General features: G+C 32.8%; 16 protein-coding genes and 1 pseudogene. 9 read left to right on the top strand and 8 right to left on the bottom strand.

What is annotated here, in order from left to right; translation table 11 throughout:
* Nucleotides 1–11 precede the first annotated feature (11 nt).
* Complete coding sequence (locus IGL56_RS00605) at nt 12–599, bottom strand: SGNH/GDSL hydrolase family protein (RefSeq protein ID WP_002356161.1); 588 nt, start codon at nt 597–599, stop codon at nt 12–14.
* A gap of 154 nt (nt 600–753) precedes the next feature.
* On the opposite strand from IGL56_RS00605, the gene coaA reads away from it, so the two are divergent.
* Nucleotides 754–1,677 carry a type I pantothenate kinase gene (coaA, locus tag IGL56_RS00600; RefSeq protein WP_002356160.1) on the top strand — a complete coding sequence of 308 codons (924 nt, stop codon included), beginning with the start codon at nt 754–756 and terminating at the stop codon, nt 1,675–1,677.
* Between the two features lie 311 nt (nt 1,678–1,988).
* Nucleotides 1,989–3,551, top strand: coding sequence for a glutamine-hydrolyzing GMP synthase (guaA, locus tag IGL56_RS00595; RefSeq protein WP_002356158.1), 1,563 nt, complete (start codon nt 1,989–1,991; stop codon nt 3,549–3,551).
* A 214-nt stretch (nt 3,552–3,765) separates the two neighbouring features.
* Here the strand turns inward: guaA and IGL56_RS00590 are convergent.
* From IGL56_RS00590 to IGL56_RS00570, 5 genes and pseudogenes are all read right to left on the bottom strand, one after another.
* Nucleotides 3,766–4,500 (bottom strand): annotated as a pseudogene (locus IGL56_RS00590) (transposase); the annotation flags it as partial.
* 423 nt (nt 4,501–4,923) lie between these two features.
* Nucleotides 4,924–6,951, bottom strand: a complete 2,028-nt coding sequence (locus tag IGL56_RS00585; RefSeq protein WP_002356156.1) for an NACHT domain-containing protein — start codon at nt 6,949–6,951, stop codon at nt 4,924–4,926.
* Nucleotides 6,948–7,796, bottom strand: coding sequence for a hypothetical protein (locus tag IGL56_RS00580; protein ID WP_002356155.1), 849 nt, complete (start codon nt 7,794–7,796; stop codon nt 6,948–6,950). Before IGL56_RS00580 ends, IGL56_RS00585 begins: the two co-directional genes overlap by 4 nt.
* Nucleotides 7,784–8,065, bottom strand: a complete 282-nt coding sequence (locus IGL56_RS00575) for a hypothetical protein (protein ID WP_002381358.1) — start codon at nt 8,063–8,065, stop codon at nt 7,784–7,786. Before IGL56_RS00575 ends, IGL56_RS00580 begins: the two co-directional genes overlap by 13 nt.
* Nucleotides 8,066–8,467: 402 nt before the next feature.
* The gene (locus IGL56_RS00570) at nt 8,468–8,590 is read right to left on the bottom strand and encodes a helix-turn-helix domain-containing protein (RefSeq protein ID WP_002356153.1); all 123 of its coding nucleotides are present in this window, start codon (nt 8,588–8,590) and stop codon (nt 8,468–8,470) included.
* Between the two features lie 206 nt (nt 8,591–8,796).
* Here IGL56_RS00570 and IGL56_RS00565 point away from each other — a divergent pair, with 206 nt between their 5' ends.
* The 3 genes from IGL56_RS00565 to IGL56_RS00555 all read left to right on the top strand — a co-directional run bounded on the left by IGL56_RS00565 (nt 8,797) and on the right by IGL56_RS00555 (nt 9,549).
* Nucleotides 8,797–8,892, top strand: a complete 96-nt coding sequence (locus tag IGL56_RS00565) for a hypothetical protein (protein ID WP_221887222.1) — start codon at nt 8,797–8,799, stop codon at nt 8,890–8,892.
* A gap of 8 nt (nt 8,893–8,900) precedes the next feature.
* Entirely contained in the window at nt 8,901–9,032 is a 132-nt protein-coding gene (locus IGL56_RS00560; RefSeq protein WP_429861299.1) for a hypothetical protein, read from the top strand.
* Nucleotides 9,033–9,153: 121 nt separating this feature from the next.
* The gene (locus IGL56_RS00555; RefSeq protein WP_010773887.1) at nt 9,154–9,549 is read left to right on the top strand and encodes a hypothetical protein; all 396 of its coding nucleotides are present in this window, start codon (nt 9,154–9,156) and stop codon (nt 9,547–9,549) included.
* Between the two features lie 3 nt (nt 9,550–9,552).
* On the opposite strand, the gene tnpA is transcribed toward IGL56_RS00555, so the two are convergent.
* Nucleotides 9,553–10,008 (bottom strand): IS200/IS605 family transposase, encoded by a 456-nt coding sequence (gene tnpA, locus IGL56_RS00550; RefSeq protein ID WP_002356150.1) that lies wholly within the window; start codon nt 10,006–10,008, stop codon nt 9,553–9,555.
* A 501-nt stretch (nt 10,009–10,509) separates the two neighbouring features.
* Here tnpA and IGL56_RS00545 point away from each other — a divergent pair.
* From IGL56_RS00545 to IGL56_RS00530, 4 genes are all read left to right on the top strand, one after another.
* A complete protein-coding gene (locus IGL56_RS00545; protein ID WP_002356149.1) occupies nt 10,510–11,778 on the top strand; it encodes a radical SAM/SPASM domain-containing protein in 1,269 nt (422 codons plus the stop codon).
* Entirely contained in the window at nt 11,778–13,412 is a 1,635-nt protein-coding gene (locus IGL56_RS00540; protein WP_002356147.1) for an ABC transporter ATP-binding protein, read from the top strand. Before IGL56_RS00545 ends, IGL56_RS00540 begins: the two co-directional genes overlap by 1 nt.
* Nucleotides 13,413–14,444: 1,032 nt before the next feature.
* Nucleotides 14,445–14,786: a hypothetical protein gene (locus tag IGL56_RS00535; protein ID WP_002385444.1), complete on the top strand. Its 342-nt coding sequence runs from the start codon at nt 14,445–14,447 to the stop codon at nt 14,784–14,786.
* 150 nt (nt 14,787–14,936) lie between these two features.
* On the top strand, nt 14,937–15,482 hold the full coding sequence (locus IGL56_RS00530; protein ID WP_002385445.1) for an ATP:cob(I)alamin adenosyltransferase: 546 nt from the start codon (nt 14,937–14,939) through the stop codon (nt 15,480–15,482).
* A gap of 47 nt (nt 15,483–15,529) precedes the next feature.
* Here IGL56_RS00530 and IGL56_RS00525 read toward each other — a convergent pair whose 3' ends face one another.
* The gene (locus tag IGL56_RS00525; RefSeq protein WP_002356143.1) at nt 15,530–16,318 is read right to left on the bottom strand and encodes a PhzF family phenazine biosynthesis protein; all 789 of its coding nucleotides are present in this window, start codon (nt 16,316–16,318) and stop codon (nt 15,530–15,532) included.
* Between the last annotated feature and the right edge of the window lies 1 nt (nt 16,319).

Genomic DNA, 16,319 nt, shown 5'->3' with positions numbered 1-16,319 from the left:
GTTCTTCCTATCTATGCTTGTTTTGGTTTTAGTCTACCTTTTATTTCTCGAACAATCAAGGCACCTAATAATTCATAGCCCACTTGTGAAAAATGCAAACCATCCGCTTGTAAAAATTCATCCGTTCCAGGATAAACAGTCATCGCTTTATACAAATCAATAACTGGCAAGTTATGTGCCGCTCCGACTTCTTGTGCAACCTTGACCAATTCCTTGATACGCGTCTGTGGACGTTCTGGACGTCTGCCACTATCCGCATATGGTGGCGTAATTAAAATCACCTTTTCTGAACCAATTTCGTGAATCATTGTTTCAAGGTTTTCTCTAAACGTGGCTACTGTTATATTTCGATCCAGTGACGCATCATTGGCGCCAAAGAAAATCACCACCTCATCAGGTTTCTCAATTAGTACTTCTTTATTTAATCGTTTTAAACCATCCTCTGTTGTATCGCCAGGCATTCCAGCATTAATAACAGCCACTTCTTCTAGACCCATCGCAGCAATATCCCGTTTCACTAAGTCAACAAGAACAGGTGAGACGGCTTCGTCTAAATAACCAGCAGTAATGCTATCACCAAATAATACAATTTTTCTCATGGCTTTTCCCCTCTTTTCTAACAGTTTTCTCTTTTCATGATACCATTTTCATCATAAATTGGCGAAGAAGGGAATTCTTTTGTAAAATCCTGTGTTTCCCTTGTGAAATTATGGTAAAATGTACAAAGATTGAACAGGGTTTGGTGGAGGAACAATGGACGATAAAATGAATTACTACCCAATTTCCAGAGAAGAATGGCATGGGTTTTATCATGACGGCAAAGCACCGTTAACCGAAGCAGAATTGGATAACATTAAAAGTGTGAACGACCAAATTTCACTAAAAGATGTACAAGAAATTTATGTACCCTTAACGCATCTTATTCATTTATACATGAAAGAATTTGAATCGCTAACACTTAGCAAAGGATTATTCCTACATGAATATGTCTCTGTACCACCATTCATCATTGGAATTGCCGGCAGTGTCGCCGTTGGTAAAAGCACCACCGCTCGTCTTTTGCAAAGAATTCTGGCCCGAACGTTTAAACGAAGAAACGTTCAACTCATTACAACGGATGGATTTTTGTATCCCAATAAAGTGTTAGAAGAACAGGGAATTATGGACCGAAAAGGGTTTCCTGAAAGTTATGACATGGAGAAGCTAATTAATTTCTTAAACGAAGTCAAAAGCGGCAAAGACGAAATTAAAGCACCCGTCTATTCTCACAGTGTCTACGATGTTATCGAAGGCGAATATGAGTTGATTCAACAACCAGATATTCTGATTGTTGAAGGCATTAACACATTACAGTTACCCGCCAATCAACAAATTTATGTGAGTGATTTTTTTGATTTTTCTATTTTTGTGGATGCCGATCCAGCCTTAATTGAAAAATGGTACCTAGAACGTTTTGGGGCCTTATTAGATACGGCTTTCTTAGATCCTAATAATTATTATTACCAATATGCAATTGGCAAACGAGAAGATGCTTTCGCCATGGCACGGAATGTTTGGAAAACCGTGAACTTACCGAACTTGGAGGAATATATCTTGCCAACGCGCGGACGTGCGGACATTATTTTGCATAAAACGGAAAATCATTTGATTGACCAAATCTATCTACGTAAATATTAAGGGTTGACGAGCTAAGAAATATCCTGTATCTTTTGTAGAAATATCCTTGAAAATTTTCAGCAGAATGCATGACTTTCAAGGAGTAAAATGTTTTAATAAGTATAGCTAGACAAAGAAGAGTACGGAACAAAAGTGAACCACTTTTTAACCGCCTGATTCTCGGCTGTTTAAAAGTAGCCCCTGCGGAATTAAGCCAAAATTTTCTAAAAATCGTAAAACAATTTTTGAAAATCCTTTCTTAATTCTTGGTGCTGACCACTTTTTAACCGCCTTTTCTTTAGATAAATTTAAATGGATAAGGGGTAATAGACGTGACTAACGTTGCCGATTTGACATCTGTCGAAAAAATTATTGTTTTAGACTTTGGTAGTCAGTTTAACCAATTGATTACTCGTCGTATTCGTGAATTTGGCGTATTCTCTGAGTTATTAAGCCACCGAACTACGGCAGAAGAAATTCGCAAAATCGCGCCTAAAGGAATCATCTTCTCAGGTGGACCAAACAGCGTGTATGACAAAGATGCTTTTAGCATTGATCCAGAAATTTATGAGTTAGGAATTCCCATTCTTGGCATCTGCTACGGTATGCAATTAATGACTCATAACTTAGGCGGAAAAGTAGAACCTGCCGCAAACCGTGAATACGGAAAAGCAGAATTAGAAATCCTTGGTGATGCGACCTTATTCCAAGGAACACCTGCGAAACAAACCGTTTGGATGAGCCACGGTGATTTAGTAACAGAAATCGCTCCTGGATTCGAAAAAGTTGGGACAAGCAACGATTGTCCAATCGCTTCTATCGAAGATGCCAACCGCAAATTCTACGGCGTACAATTTCACCCAGAAGTTCGTCATTCAGAATATGGTAACGACTTATTACGTCATTTTGCTTTTGATGTGTGTGGCTGTACTGGTGACTGGAGCATGGAAAACTTCATCGATATGGAAGTCGCTAAAATCCGTGAACAAGTAGGCGATAAAAAAGTCTTACTTGGTTTATCAGGTGGCGTTGACTCAAGTGTTGTCGGCGTGCTTTTACAAAAAGCCATTGGCGACCAATTAACTTGTATCTTCGTTGACCATGGATTATTACGTAAAGGTGAAGCAGAACAAGTAATGGAAAGTTTAGGCGGTAAATTTGGCTTAAACATTATTAAAGTAGATGCGAAAGAACGCTTCTTAAGCAAATTAGCAGGCGTTTCTGACCCTGAACAAAAACGTAAAATCATCGGTAACGAATTTGTGTATGTTTTTGATGACGAAGCAACTAAACTTGCTGGGGAAGAAGGCGTTTCATTCCTAGCACAAGGAACTCTTTACACAGATGTCATCGAATCTGGTACAGAAACTGCGCAAACAATTAAATCACATCACAACGTTGGTGGTCTTCCTGAAGACATGCAATTTGAATTAATTGAACCTTTAAATACATTATTCAAAGACGAAGTTCGTGCCTTAGGAACTGAACTTGGCATGCCTGATGCAATCGTTTGGCGCCAACCATTCCCAGGACCAGGATTAGGTATTCGTGTGCTTGGTGAAATTACAGAAGATAAGTTACAAATCGTTCGTGATTCAGATGCTATCCTACGTGAAGAAATCGCAGCAGCTGGCTTAGATCGTGACATTTGGCAGTACTTTACTGTCTTACCTGGCATCCGCTCAGTAGGCGTTATGGGCGATGGCCGTACCTACGATTACACAGTCGGTATCCGTGCTGTGACTTCTATCGACGGCATGACCGCTGACTTTGCCCGTATCCCTTGGGATGTTTTACAAAAAATCTCTGTGCGCATCGTGAACGAAGTTGCACATGTAAACCGTATCGTGTACGATATTACTTCAAAACCACCTGCAACTGTGGAGTGGGAATAATATATAGGTGAACGCCATACAAGCTTATTGATTTATATGGGTTTCTTTCACCATTGAATTATTCCAGAAGAACAAAATTATGCAAATTTGATAGCTTGTGTACCCCGTTTGTAACCACGAAGTCAGTCGAAAAAAAGCTCTTTGTCAAATAATGTTGGTAAAGAGAAATTGTAGAATCATGTCGAGTCCAGAGGAGAAAATCCTCTGGATTTTTTTATTTGGTTTGTATAGCTTGTCCTTGTTGGACGAAAATACGTAATTTGAAATTATAAAAGTTACGAAAACCATAGGCATTCCGCTTTAACACTTTGATATGATTATTTAGACACTCCAATTGTCCATTCGAGTAAGGATAATTCAAGGCATCAAAATACGTTTGGTTGCGTTTATGAACGGCATACAAAAAGTCTTGGTACAATGTGTAGCGTTGTGTTAACTCAACACTACAGGAAAGAAGCCTGTCCACAAGCTCTGTTTCGGTCAAATAAGTTTTAAATGAAGGGCGCCGACGGCGGTTTAAACTATCCAACTTCTCTTGATTTTTTTGTAATAACTTCCAGTATTTTTTGAGTTATTTTCCTTGGCGTTTTTCAGCCAAACTTGAACTTTTTAATAGATAATTTGTCCAAGTGATTCGATGGTTTCGAAAGATCCGACCGATGTGTTGAACGATATGGAAGCGATCAATGATGAGCTTTGCTTTAGGGAAACATTTTTTCACGAGAAAAACGTAAGGTGTGTATATATCAATGACAATAAATTGGACGTTTTCCCGCACAGATAGTGGAAAACGATTAAAATAACGTTCTAAATAAGACAGTTGGCGGTTTTCAACAATATCAAATAATTTTCTTGTTTGCCCATTTAAAATGATAAAACTCATGGCGCCAGAAACCTGACGAACGGATTTAAATTCATCAAAGTGAAGAACGGTTGGGAAGGTTGTTTTAATTTGTCCATTTATTTTTTCTTTTCGCAAACAATTTTCTTCAAAAATAACATTTAGGTCTAGAATATTTAGGGTTTCTTTGATAAGCTCAGTATAGGACATCTTGATTCCTCCTTAGAATGGGTTAGGTGACTTTAATTCTACAGGATTTCGAGGTGTCTTTTTTGTGAAACAAAAAAGATGTTGGTAAAAATACCAACATCAGAAAGTATAGAGCCCGTTTATCCTACTAAAAAATCCCTGTAGTGATTTATTCAAGACAGGGATTCATTTTATTTATCTCTACTTTTTTGTAACTTACTAAGCAGTATTTCTGAGATTAGAAACGCTCTATTACTTAAAATATTGAGTTGATAACCCATAACTTTGGCAGTATATTGAAAGCTATGAATTTTCTGCATTCGAAACTTTGAATCCAAAAATTTATCTCTTATGATCCAATCTTGCTTTTACAATAGGATCATACCTAATTTCAAATCTACTTGCTATTTTCTGTCTTTCTTGTGGACTTAACTCAAATAGATACATGTATTTAGCTGCCATCTGTTGAAGAATTGATCTAGACATTAAATTTTTCTCTGTTTCTTGGAAAACTTCGTGTATATAGCTTGTGCTTGGATCAATGTACATCGTTTCTAAATAACTACCACTAATTATTAATTTTTTTATCATACTTAAATCGGTCGTTATCAAATTTTTATAGGTAATTTTAAGGGAACTACTACCAGTATCCTTAATGCTTTTATGAATTATAGAGAAACAAATCATCTCTACAAACTTGAAGAGTATTCTTTTTGCCGCAGCTTCTACTTCCCTTTGATTACTAGGTTCAATAACTCCATCTTCAACTATTTTTTCTGAAATAAAGTAAACAAGTTCATCTTTTTCAGATTTCACAATATTGATTAAATTACTTCCCGCTCGTAAGGTAACACTATATGCAGACTCTAATAAGTCTCGCTTAGTCTCCTTAATTATGCTTCCAGAATAATTTTTCAAAATTTGACCTATAACTTCTGATATTTTTTGTGCCTTGTCCATTTCAACAAGAATTTCATTTTTTTCAGTTAATGAGCTTTCTGTATCTGTTTCCTCACTAATCTCTGATTTACCATTCTCAGCAGTTTCAATAAAATGCTTTTCCTCATTATCATTTGAGTCTCTTACTCTATTATAATTCGATCTATTATCTGATACATTTGTATTTTCAAAAACTAAAGTTGGTAGTTCGGTCATTAACTGGTTTAACTCTATTATATCATCTTCCATTCTTAATTCAGGAAAATCTGCCAATAATTTATTTGATACTTCAACAACAGTATTCAAGATAAATTCATCTTTTGATAAATGCGTCAAAAATATCAATACATTCGCATTTATTTCGACATTTATTTTCTGAATCAAATCTACTATAATATTTTTAATTAGATCTTCTGATATGTTGTTTGACAAGTACTGTGCAACAAAAAAATACAATGCATAATTATAAGTAAACGTGTATCTCCCTTCTGAAAATTCTTTTATAATTCTACTCTTGATAAGCCTTTTTTTGTAGTATTCAAACGACATAGTTTGAGAATCTAGTTCATATTTTTCCAAGTAATTTTCGTGAAAATCATGCCATTCAGAATAGCTTAGAGATTTTTCATTATTTGAGAAAACTTTATATCCAAAATAACTCAAATAATTGTGCAATAGAGCCATTTCATTATTGTTTATATCAACGTCATTAATTAGTTGTTTTATTAGTAACTCGTAATAGTAACCATTTGATTGACTATTAAAATCTGATAAATCACGGCCACTATCTATAGATTGAAGTATGATTAAAATGTATAAAGGAACTTGAGGCACATAGCTCTTCCCTATAACTTCATCTATCTGTTTAGTATATTTATCAATATCAAATATTATATCCTTTTCTTCTTTTACATACTCATTTCCAAAACGAATCCATTTATCAACTAATTCTTCTCTTTTTTTAAATCCAAATTTTTTTATTTCAATAAATTTAATTCTACTTTCAAGCTCATCATTAAGTCCTAAAATATCAGAAGTATTATTAGGTATACTTTCTGCAACTATAATTATTGTAGAAAAAAATTTGGTAAAAATTTTTACAAGCTCTTTTTTTCCAATTTTATTTAAGTCTACTCGATCCCAATTATCCAATAACAAAATCTTTTTAGATATATCAAATTGCAAAAAATGCTCATACATATTTCCCTCATATTGTCTGGAGAACTCCTTTTTTATGAGTTGTTCTATTTTTTTTAATACGGGGATATCACTAATTTTTTCACCATCTAAAAATACTGGAACCCATTCTTTCTCATGAAAATCACGATACATTTTTTTTAATAAAGTGGTTTTACCTGATTCTTTATCTCCTTCAATAAACCAAACGCCTTTATCATCACCTATTTCATTAAGTAAATGTGAAGCCTTCATATCTTGCTTATTTTTTTCTCTTCAAGAGAATTTTCAAAATCAGGATATACAAAGATATCGTTCAGTAACAAATTCCCATGTCTTGGATGAACAACATACGCACCTAAATCATTAATAAATTTTGACATGCTTTCTTTTATAAAGAATCGATTATTTTCACCTGTAGAGGCATGGTTAATTCTTCGACGCATTGTATCTATTTTTATCTCCTCGAAATCATTTACAATATACATATTTTGTTGAGAATCCCAAGCAAATTGTTCCAAATCGATGTTTACAACAATTGAATTTTCTATTTCTATAGTAATAATATTAAATCCACTGATTTTAGGATCAGAATTTTCTTGAAGTACATTTCCTTCGAGAATTATTGTTTCTCCTAACGGTGATATTTTAGAAATTTGTGACTCTTGGTGTTCGTGCCCAGTAAATATAAAATCAGAAACATTTTCTAAAAGGTGATCAAATTCTCTTTTGTTATTTGGCTCTAACCAGTGAGTAGGATGATGAATAATAGAAAAATTGAAAAGAGCATCATTATCATATTCTAGCCCTTGAAGTTCAGTCATCGGCATATACTTAGTTCCTGCATTTTCATGTAATGTAGAATCCCAAGCGGTATTTATTAAATTAATTTTTATTTTTTGGTCTTCATTTATTGAGAAATTCACGACTTTGAAAATAGGAAAGTCTGATATTAATTCACTAGATTCCCAGAACTCCATAAACTTGGAGAAATAATCATCATAATGATCTTGTAATGTAATTTTTTGGATCAAATTCTCTCTTTTGTCTTCATTATCTTTTATTCTTTCTAAAATGGTTTCTCTTATTACTGAATCCATAACACTAAAATTGCAATCATGATTACCCGGAACACATAAAAAATCAGTTCCTTCAAATTCAAAAATAACATCCGAAAAAAATCAAATGCAACATCATATTCTTCCTGTTTTCCACTAAATGCAGAATCTCCATTCATTAGAAATAATTTTTTTTCACTACTATTAATTCTAGAAGCTATCGCCTTGATCAATTGCTGTTTTTTTTCTAATATAGAATTATTTCCTGCCATAAAATGAACATCCGAAAAATTAACAATTGATAATTTCATAATAATTCCTCCCTTAAGACTCCTCTACTATTAGAGATAATATCATTCACCTTTTTAAATAACTATTATTATACCACAATAAATGAAACGTTTTTCCATTATTAACAGGAAAAAAGCATTTAGAAGCATAAACCTCAGCAAAAATTTATTCTCTATCTCATGTATATGCACAATAAAAAAACCGCCAATATTTACAGTCTCTACAATCTATTTTTGCTCAATATTAACAATTCTTTCAATAATATTGAGCAGTTCATCTTTATTCTTTGATAAAGATAGAGCGTGAATAACAGCAGCTTCTCTATTAGTTGTTGTTCCAAATGAAAAGAAAGCTGGATAATCTCCATCAAGGGCTTCGATAATTTTTTCCAGTGTACTTATTTGAATGTTTGCAGACTTCCCTCATTCAATCCTACCCAAGTACGAAACAGCAAACCCAATTTTATCAGCTAACTGTTCTTGAGTCATGTTTTTAGAAGTTCTGAGTTCTCTAATACGATTCACTATTTCCTGTTCTAATTTCATAATGGCTATCCCCTTTAAACTCTCTCAATCAAGATTAAAGGTATTTCACCATTTTGTTTAGAAATCAAAAGACCTTTTATTAGACATTAAATAAATTTATTAGTACTTTTTTTGATATGATTACATCAGTTGTTAATTTAGAAATGGAGTACGAAAAATGAAAAGGAAAAAATTAGTGACACTTTTATATTTAAGCTTAGCAATGTTTGCATCGTTTGTACAACCCAAACAGCGGAGAGCATTTTTACACGGCAAACACTAATGAAAAGAATCATTTTAATAAAGTTGGTTGGAAGTATTAGAGAATCGGATGGTATTCAGACACGAAAAAACTGTACCACTATATCGTGCGTATAATCAAAATGCAAAAGCTAGTTCCCAAAGTTACACGGTAAACTATGCAGAACAAAAAAAAGCTGTTAAAAGTTGGCTGGAGAAATGAATGAATAGCATGGTACGGTACTAAAAAGGAATCGACAACACCAAAGCCAACGCCTGTCACTAAATATAAGGTGACTGTAAATGTAATTTGTGAAGGTAAAGTTATAAAGACTAAAAGTGAAATGATTGAAAAAGATAAGCAGTACACAGACTTTGCGGAAGAAATTAGCGGCTACATCTTAAACGAATATAATGTAAAATCTGTCATAGTAAATAATAATACTACAATCAGTTTTGATTACAAAAAAGTAGAATTAGTTGATACATTCAATATGAAAATTTATGTCGATAACGTATATTACAAAACGATTAAGAAAGGCGAATCCTATCAGCCAGCAACAAAAAATTTGGGATTAGATGAAAATGAATTTGATCTATCTAATTCAGTCACCGATCAACCTAAAAACTGGATCGATGGTCAAACATATAACTATGACTTTTACGTATCACATTACGAATTATTATCAAATGCTGAAAAAATAAAAGCAATCAATACTATACTTTCTATTCTTATCTAGTTGTTACTTCCTAAATGGATCTTTATACTTTCTTTTGTTTATACTATCCCTTACTCGATCTTCTGCTTCTTGTCCTCGTATATACTTAGCTATCGTTTTTTTGTTCAGTCCTACAGCGCTCACATAATAGCCTTTTGACCAAAAATATCGATTTCCATAATTGTATTTTAAATTCGCATGACGTTCATGAATGACTACTGCACTTCTTCCTTTTAAGAAACCCATAAAACCTGATACACTCAACTTCGGTGGAATTCTTACCAACATATGGATATGGTCGGGCATTGCATGCGCTTCAACGATTTCGACTTCTTTCATTTCACACAATTTTCTTAGTATTTTCCCTATATCTCGCCTCAATTGACCATAGATTACTTTTCTTCTATATTTTGGTGTAAACACAAGATGATACTTACAATTCCAACGAGTATGTGCTAAACTTTTATCGTCGTTCGACATTCAAAAACTCCTTTCGATTTGATAACGGTTGGTAGCCTTTATCTATTATATCGAAAGGAGTTTTTATCGCTAAAGCTCTGACCTCCACGCGCAGTATGCGTGTTTTTTTATCGAAAACTCTTTAGAGATTTTGGCTGATCAAAGTCATTAAATAAAAAAACAAATTACATTTCTTAAAATATCATCTAAAACATCTCATTTTAATAATAAAATTTTTGTGAATTATTTTAAAAAAATAAAATACAGAAGAAAATATCATTACAGTATTTACTGAAATCGCTTTCTTGTGTAATATATAAAAAAGGAGGTTTTTACTATGAAATGGCTTACTGAAGAAACAAAAATAGAAAAAAGAGGTGTTATAACGTGTACATTATTCAATTGTACAAGTAACAGCGCTAACTGCAAAATCAGAAAATGCTCTTCATACAACGGTAATTGTTTTATTAATTATTAACTAACTTTATTTTTAGAAATTCTAGCTGGATTGGAGTGATCATTGTGAAATTATCTACATTTAATATTGAAAAAGAAATTCCAGATGGAATCATAGTTTATAATACTTTTTCTTCTGGTGTTCTATTTCTTAACAATGAATATAAAAATGAATATCTTAATTTAAAAAAAGGAAAAAAATGTAATAAAAAAGATTTAGAGAAAGAATTGACTAAAGGAAGTATGCTTGTTTCAGATGAAGTAGATGAAGTGTCACAACTAAAGGTACTAAACAATGCGACTCGTTTCAACACTCAAGGAATTAGTTTTACTATTGCTCCCACAATGAAATGTAATTTTGCATGTCCTTACTGTTTTGAAGAAGGAGTTAGATATAATACAATGACTCAAACAATCGAGAATGAAACAATAGAATTCATAAAAAATTTTTACATACAAAATACTCCTTTTGGTATTTGTTGGTATGGTGGAGAACCATTATTGGGCATTAAAAATATCGAAAGAATTACTAACAAATTGTTTGAAAATGAATCTTTAAAAGAAAGCTATCAAGCAGATATAATTACAAATGGATTCTACCTGTCTAGAAAAAATGCAGAATTATTAGCCAGTTTAGGGGTTAAAACTGCTCAAATTACGTTAGATGGACCCCCAGATATCCACGATACTCGTAGAGTTCCTAGGAATGGTAAAAAAACTTTCAATACCATATTAGAAAATATCAAAAATTCATATGATCTTTTGGAGATAGTTATTCGAGTAAACGTAGACCGCACTAATATATCTAGAGTTCATGAAATTTTAGATATTTTAGAAGAAGAAGGTCTTCGAAATAAATTAGGTTTTTATATCGCTGCAGTAGATGATAGCGCTTCGCAAAAGCCTAATCCACAATGTTTTAGCGATAAAGAATTCTCAGAGGAAGAGTTCAATTTCTATATTGAAGCACTTAAACGAGGATTTAATTTAATAAATATTCCTGGTCAAAATTTAGGGATTTGTGGTGCTATTTCATTGAATAATTATGTAATTGATCCACTAGGCGATTTGTATAAATGTTGGAATGAAATTGGTAGAAAAGAAAAAGCTGTTGGAAATGTTGTTGAAGGTCCCTTGTATAATAATGTTATGGTTGAATACTTGAATTATGAAGCAATTACTGATAAAAAATGTATGGAGTGTAAGGTACTGCCAGCATGTATGGGAGGATGTCCTTATATAACAATTAATTCTGAAAGAAAATGTAATTCTATACGCTACAATGCAGAAAAACTAATTGAGCTAGTATATTCAAATCAGATGGTAGATGGTTAATGAAAAAAGAAATCAGTTTAGTTTTCAAATATATTTTAGAACTAGATCTATCAAAATGGGAATTTTCCTCATTATTGTTTGCAACAATAATGGCAAATTTAATAAATCTTACTCAACCATTTTTCTTAGGAAAAGTAATAGATGGTGTAACAACATTTTCAAATTTAGCAATAGTTAATAATCTTTTATTCATGGCTACTTTCTTTGTTTTCTCAATGTTTTTCTTATATATTAAGAACAAAAAAACAATTGAAATAGTCAGTAAGATAGAAATTGATATGAAAAAAAAAATTTTCAACTCTATTTTTAAGATGTCCTACAAAGATTTTCTAATAAATAACGACGGTAAATTGTTAAACCTTATTGAAGAAGATGCTATGGTTTTTTCAAATATTTTATCTACTCTTTTAAGTATGATCATAGATATTTTAAGTTTTTTCATTACAATTGGAATTATGCTGTTCTTAAACTCTACACTAAGCATCATTTTCATATTGATTTTTCCAATTACAAGTTTTATATATTATTTCACAGGAAAAAAATTGAGAAAAAAACAACTGGAATTGAAAAATGAACATGATGACTATATTTCATTTATCACAGAATCTCTCAATAATTTTAAATTGCTAAAAATTTTCAATAAAGAGACTGATCGGGGTAACCACTTCACTAGCAAAATCAGAAATATTTATGATATAGGTATTACAAAAATACTAATTGAAACAAAATCCGAAATTCTACTTCAAATTGTCTTGTTCATAAATAATATGGTAGTTCTCATCTTAGGAATTTATATGATATTCATGGGGACATTTACTTTAGGTTCCCTGATATCTTTCAATTCCTATTCCGAAAAGTTCAAGCAATCGGCATTAAGCCTAACAAAAATAAATAGCAGTATTCAAAATATGCTTGTCTCCTTAGAAAGAATCCATAATATAACAACAAACGGTAAGTATCATTTTAAGGTAGTTGAAGAGAATTATATTAAGACCGAAAATATTCATACTGTCCTAATAAATAATTTGAATTACTATGTAGACAGCAAACATATATTAAAGAATCTGAATTTTGAATTTCGTAGTGGTAGTATTAACTTAGTTAGTGGAGAAAGCGGCTCTGGAAAAACTACATTATTTAATATACTGACCAAACTAATAACAAGTTATTCAGGACAGATCTTTTTTGATACAGTTAACATACAAAATATTCCAAATAAAGAATATAGGAAAATAATATGCTACGTGACTCAAGAAAGTCTTATTTTCTCAGAAACTATTTCTAATAATTTGAAATTATACAACAAAAATATTACTCAAGAAGAAATTATTGATATCTGTAAAAAACTAAATTTGCATGAATTTATTAGCAAGTTAGAAAATGGTTATGATACTTACATCTATAAGGGTGGTGAAACTATCTCTGGTGGACAGGCACAAAGATTATGTATAGCTAGGGCTGCACTAACTAATCCAGATATTTTTATTTTTGATGAAATAATATCGTCCTTAGATGCTTACAACGCCAAATTAATCACAAACTTTGTTGAAGAGTTATCAAAAGAAAAAATTGTTGTTATTTCTTCTCATCAAAAATTAAATGTAAAAAGTTCTTACTCGATTTTAAAACTTTAAATTGTTAAATATAGGAGGAATAAATGATGAACAAGATTCTTAAAATTTTATTAATTATTTTTGTTATTTTAATAGTAGTCATTTTTCTGCCTACTATTATATTTTTCATAATTAAATAGAAAGGAGGAATTTGAAATGAATTGGTTAAATTTTAGTGAACCTTCACTGCGTGGCAATTGTTCAGGTTTAACTTGCGGAATTAAAACTTGTATCTCAGTTTCTTGTCCAAATAATGGGGGTTGCGCATGGAGATGGTGTTGGAATAAATCTTGTTATATCAATCTTTAAACAATAGGAAAGGAGCATATGAATATGAATTGGTTAAAAGACTATAACGAAATTAAACCTAGAGGTGCATGTGTCATAAGAGTTTGTACTCAGTATAATGGTTGTAACCCTCTGTACTGGTGTTGGAGATTAGAAGGTAACTAACTGAAAGAGAGGTGTTTTGTTAATGATTTGGCTTTCGCAAAAATCAATAGAACCTAGATGGTGTTTCTTCCGTACCGCATGTCCTAGAAAACAAAATGATACTTGTATAATTCATATAACTTAAATGGGAATTGTGTTGTTCATAGTTTGAATAGTAACAATATGTTTTTAATCACAAACCCTTAATACAAGTCCGAATGAAAAATTTCTTTATAATCAACTAATTTTTGGTGATAAAATTAAGTTTCTACGAAATAATTATTATGTAATTATTGGAAAAGCCCTATTACCAAAATCATTACTGATGTTGAAATATTTTATTTTATAAAACCTAAATATCTAAAGACTTATTTAACCTTAGTTGATAATATTCTAAATGAACATGCCTATTTTAAATTACTTTACATCTGCATAAATATCACCTCTCCTATTACCAAAGTTGTTGGCTTTTGGGAGGGAATAACAATCAACCCGCTAGAAAACCTATAAATTAGGTTTTCTAGCGGGTTTTCTTTTGTGTTATCACACTTTCCTCCCACCATTCTCCGTTTTTCCTTTGCTCCACCGCCCTCAAAGTCCTATAATTTAATCATAAGAATAGTGACTATTAATAAAATTCATCAACCAAAAGGAAGCGATTTCAACATGTCAAAAGAAACTTTTCTTAAGTATGGTTTTGTTGTCCTCTTCATAGGAATTTTTTTACTTCGTGCCCAAAAAGTTATTTCTGAGCCCCTTTCGTACCTTTTTTCGGGTATTCTTTTGCTTATTGTTGCGTATTTAATACTCGTGAAAAAAATGAACTTTTTCTCAAGTTTGCTCACTGTTACCGATCAACCTTCTTCTACCCAACAACGATTAGGTCAACTTTCTGGTCTTGTCAGTTTATTGATTGGTTTACTTCTGGTAATTCTTAGCTTCATTTTCTTTCTCCAACTTTGATTCCCCCTTGACTCTCCCTTCACTCTTGGCTATGATTACCTTAGCAAGTACAATGGTGTACTGTGAACAGTCGAGCAACGGCGCTCAAAAAGATTGGCTTTCGTGCATTCTTTTTGAGGGCTTTTTATTTTTAGAAAGTAGGGAAATTGAATGGAAAAAATGTACCGCAGTCCGTATGAAGCGTACCCGTATCTATCTTCTAAACCAGAAGATTTACGATGTGATTTTGAATTAATGACTGATGAATTGGCCTCGATGACAGGTCTTCTACGAGGATACGTGCAACAATTAGACGTCCCTGAACAACCTGCACTAACAGAAGAACTAGCCAAAATTTGCGAGTTAATCTACCATGTCAATCCAACGACCCGAACAAAATTAACAGTCACAGAGGAAGAAATAGCATGGCTTTTGGAACGTGTCAATGCTATGAATGAACTGACATACGAAGAAAATCGTCCTTTTGTTTTACCGATGGGCACAATCTGTTCCTCTTATGCACACATTTTAAGAGCCAAAGCCAAAGATATTGTTCGTTTACTTTATCGCATGGACTATGGTGGTAAAAAAATTGATCCGCAGCTGTATGATGTAGTCAACTTACTCTCAGGTTACTTTTTCATGTTAGCCTTGTACCTAAATCAGCTCGAAAATGGTGAAGAAGTTCCCTTTGTTTCTCGCAACTATTCTATTTAAAAAGTACACCGACCGCTAACGACGAATTGCTAGCGGTCGGTGTACTTTTATACAGGTAAGTAAGCTTCCCCTTTTGCAAATAGTTTAGCAGTACCACCAATAATGACTCGATTTTCTTTCACTTCACAAGTTAAAAAGCCGCCTCTTGGGGACACTTGATAGGCCGAAAGGGTCGTTTGATTGAGCCGTTTTCCCCAATAAGGAATTAAATTGGCGTGCGCAGAACCACAAACTGGGTCTTCGTTAATTCTTAGTTTCGGGAAAAAAGTTCGTGAAACAAAATCCACCGAGTCTCCTGATGCCGTTACAATGACTCCTACTCCTAAATCCAATGCTTTTAATGCAGAAAAATCTGGTGTGATTTTTGCCACTGTCTCTTCGTCTTTTAAGACAAAAAATAAATCGCGACCCAAATAAGCTTCATAAATTTTCGTGCCTAAAGCGGCTTCATACTCTGGCAAAATTGGAATCCTTTCCGGTAGGATATAAGGAAAATCTAGATAATAGTATTCCTCTTTTTTGGTCACTGCGAGCGGTCCACTTTGACTAGTAAAATGGAGTGTTTCTTCCGCAACGGAATAATAGTTAAATAACACAAAAGCCGTCGCTAATGTAGCATGTCCACAGAGATCGATTTCTCGTTCCGGCGTAAACCAGCGCAGGGCGTAACTTTGTCCCTCCTTGACCGTAAAAGCAGTCTCTGACAAATTATTTTCAATCGCAATGTTTTGCATCACCGCTTCTGGCAACCATTTTTCCAAAACATAAACAGCGGCGGGATTGCCTTTAAAAACTTCCTCCGCAAAAGCATCGACAATATAATAGGGATAACTCATT

Source organism: Enterococcus sp. DIV1316a (genome assembly GCF_050536915.1).
In the GTDB taxonomy this organism is placed as follows: Bacteria; Bacillota; Bacilli; order Lactobacillales; family Enterococcaceae; genus Enterococcus; species Enterococcus faecalis.
The sequence above is the reverse complement of the archived record's forward strand: the minus strand, read 5'-3'. Positions and strand labels throughout refer to the sequence as shown.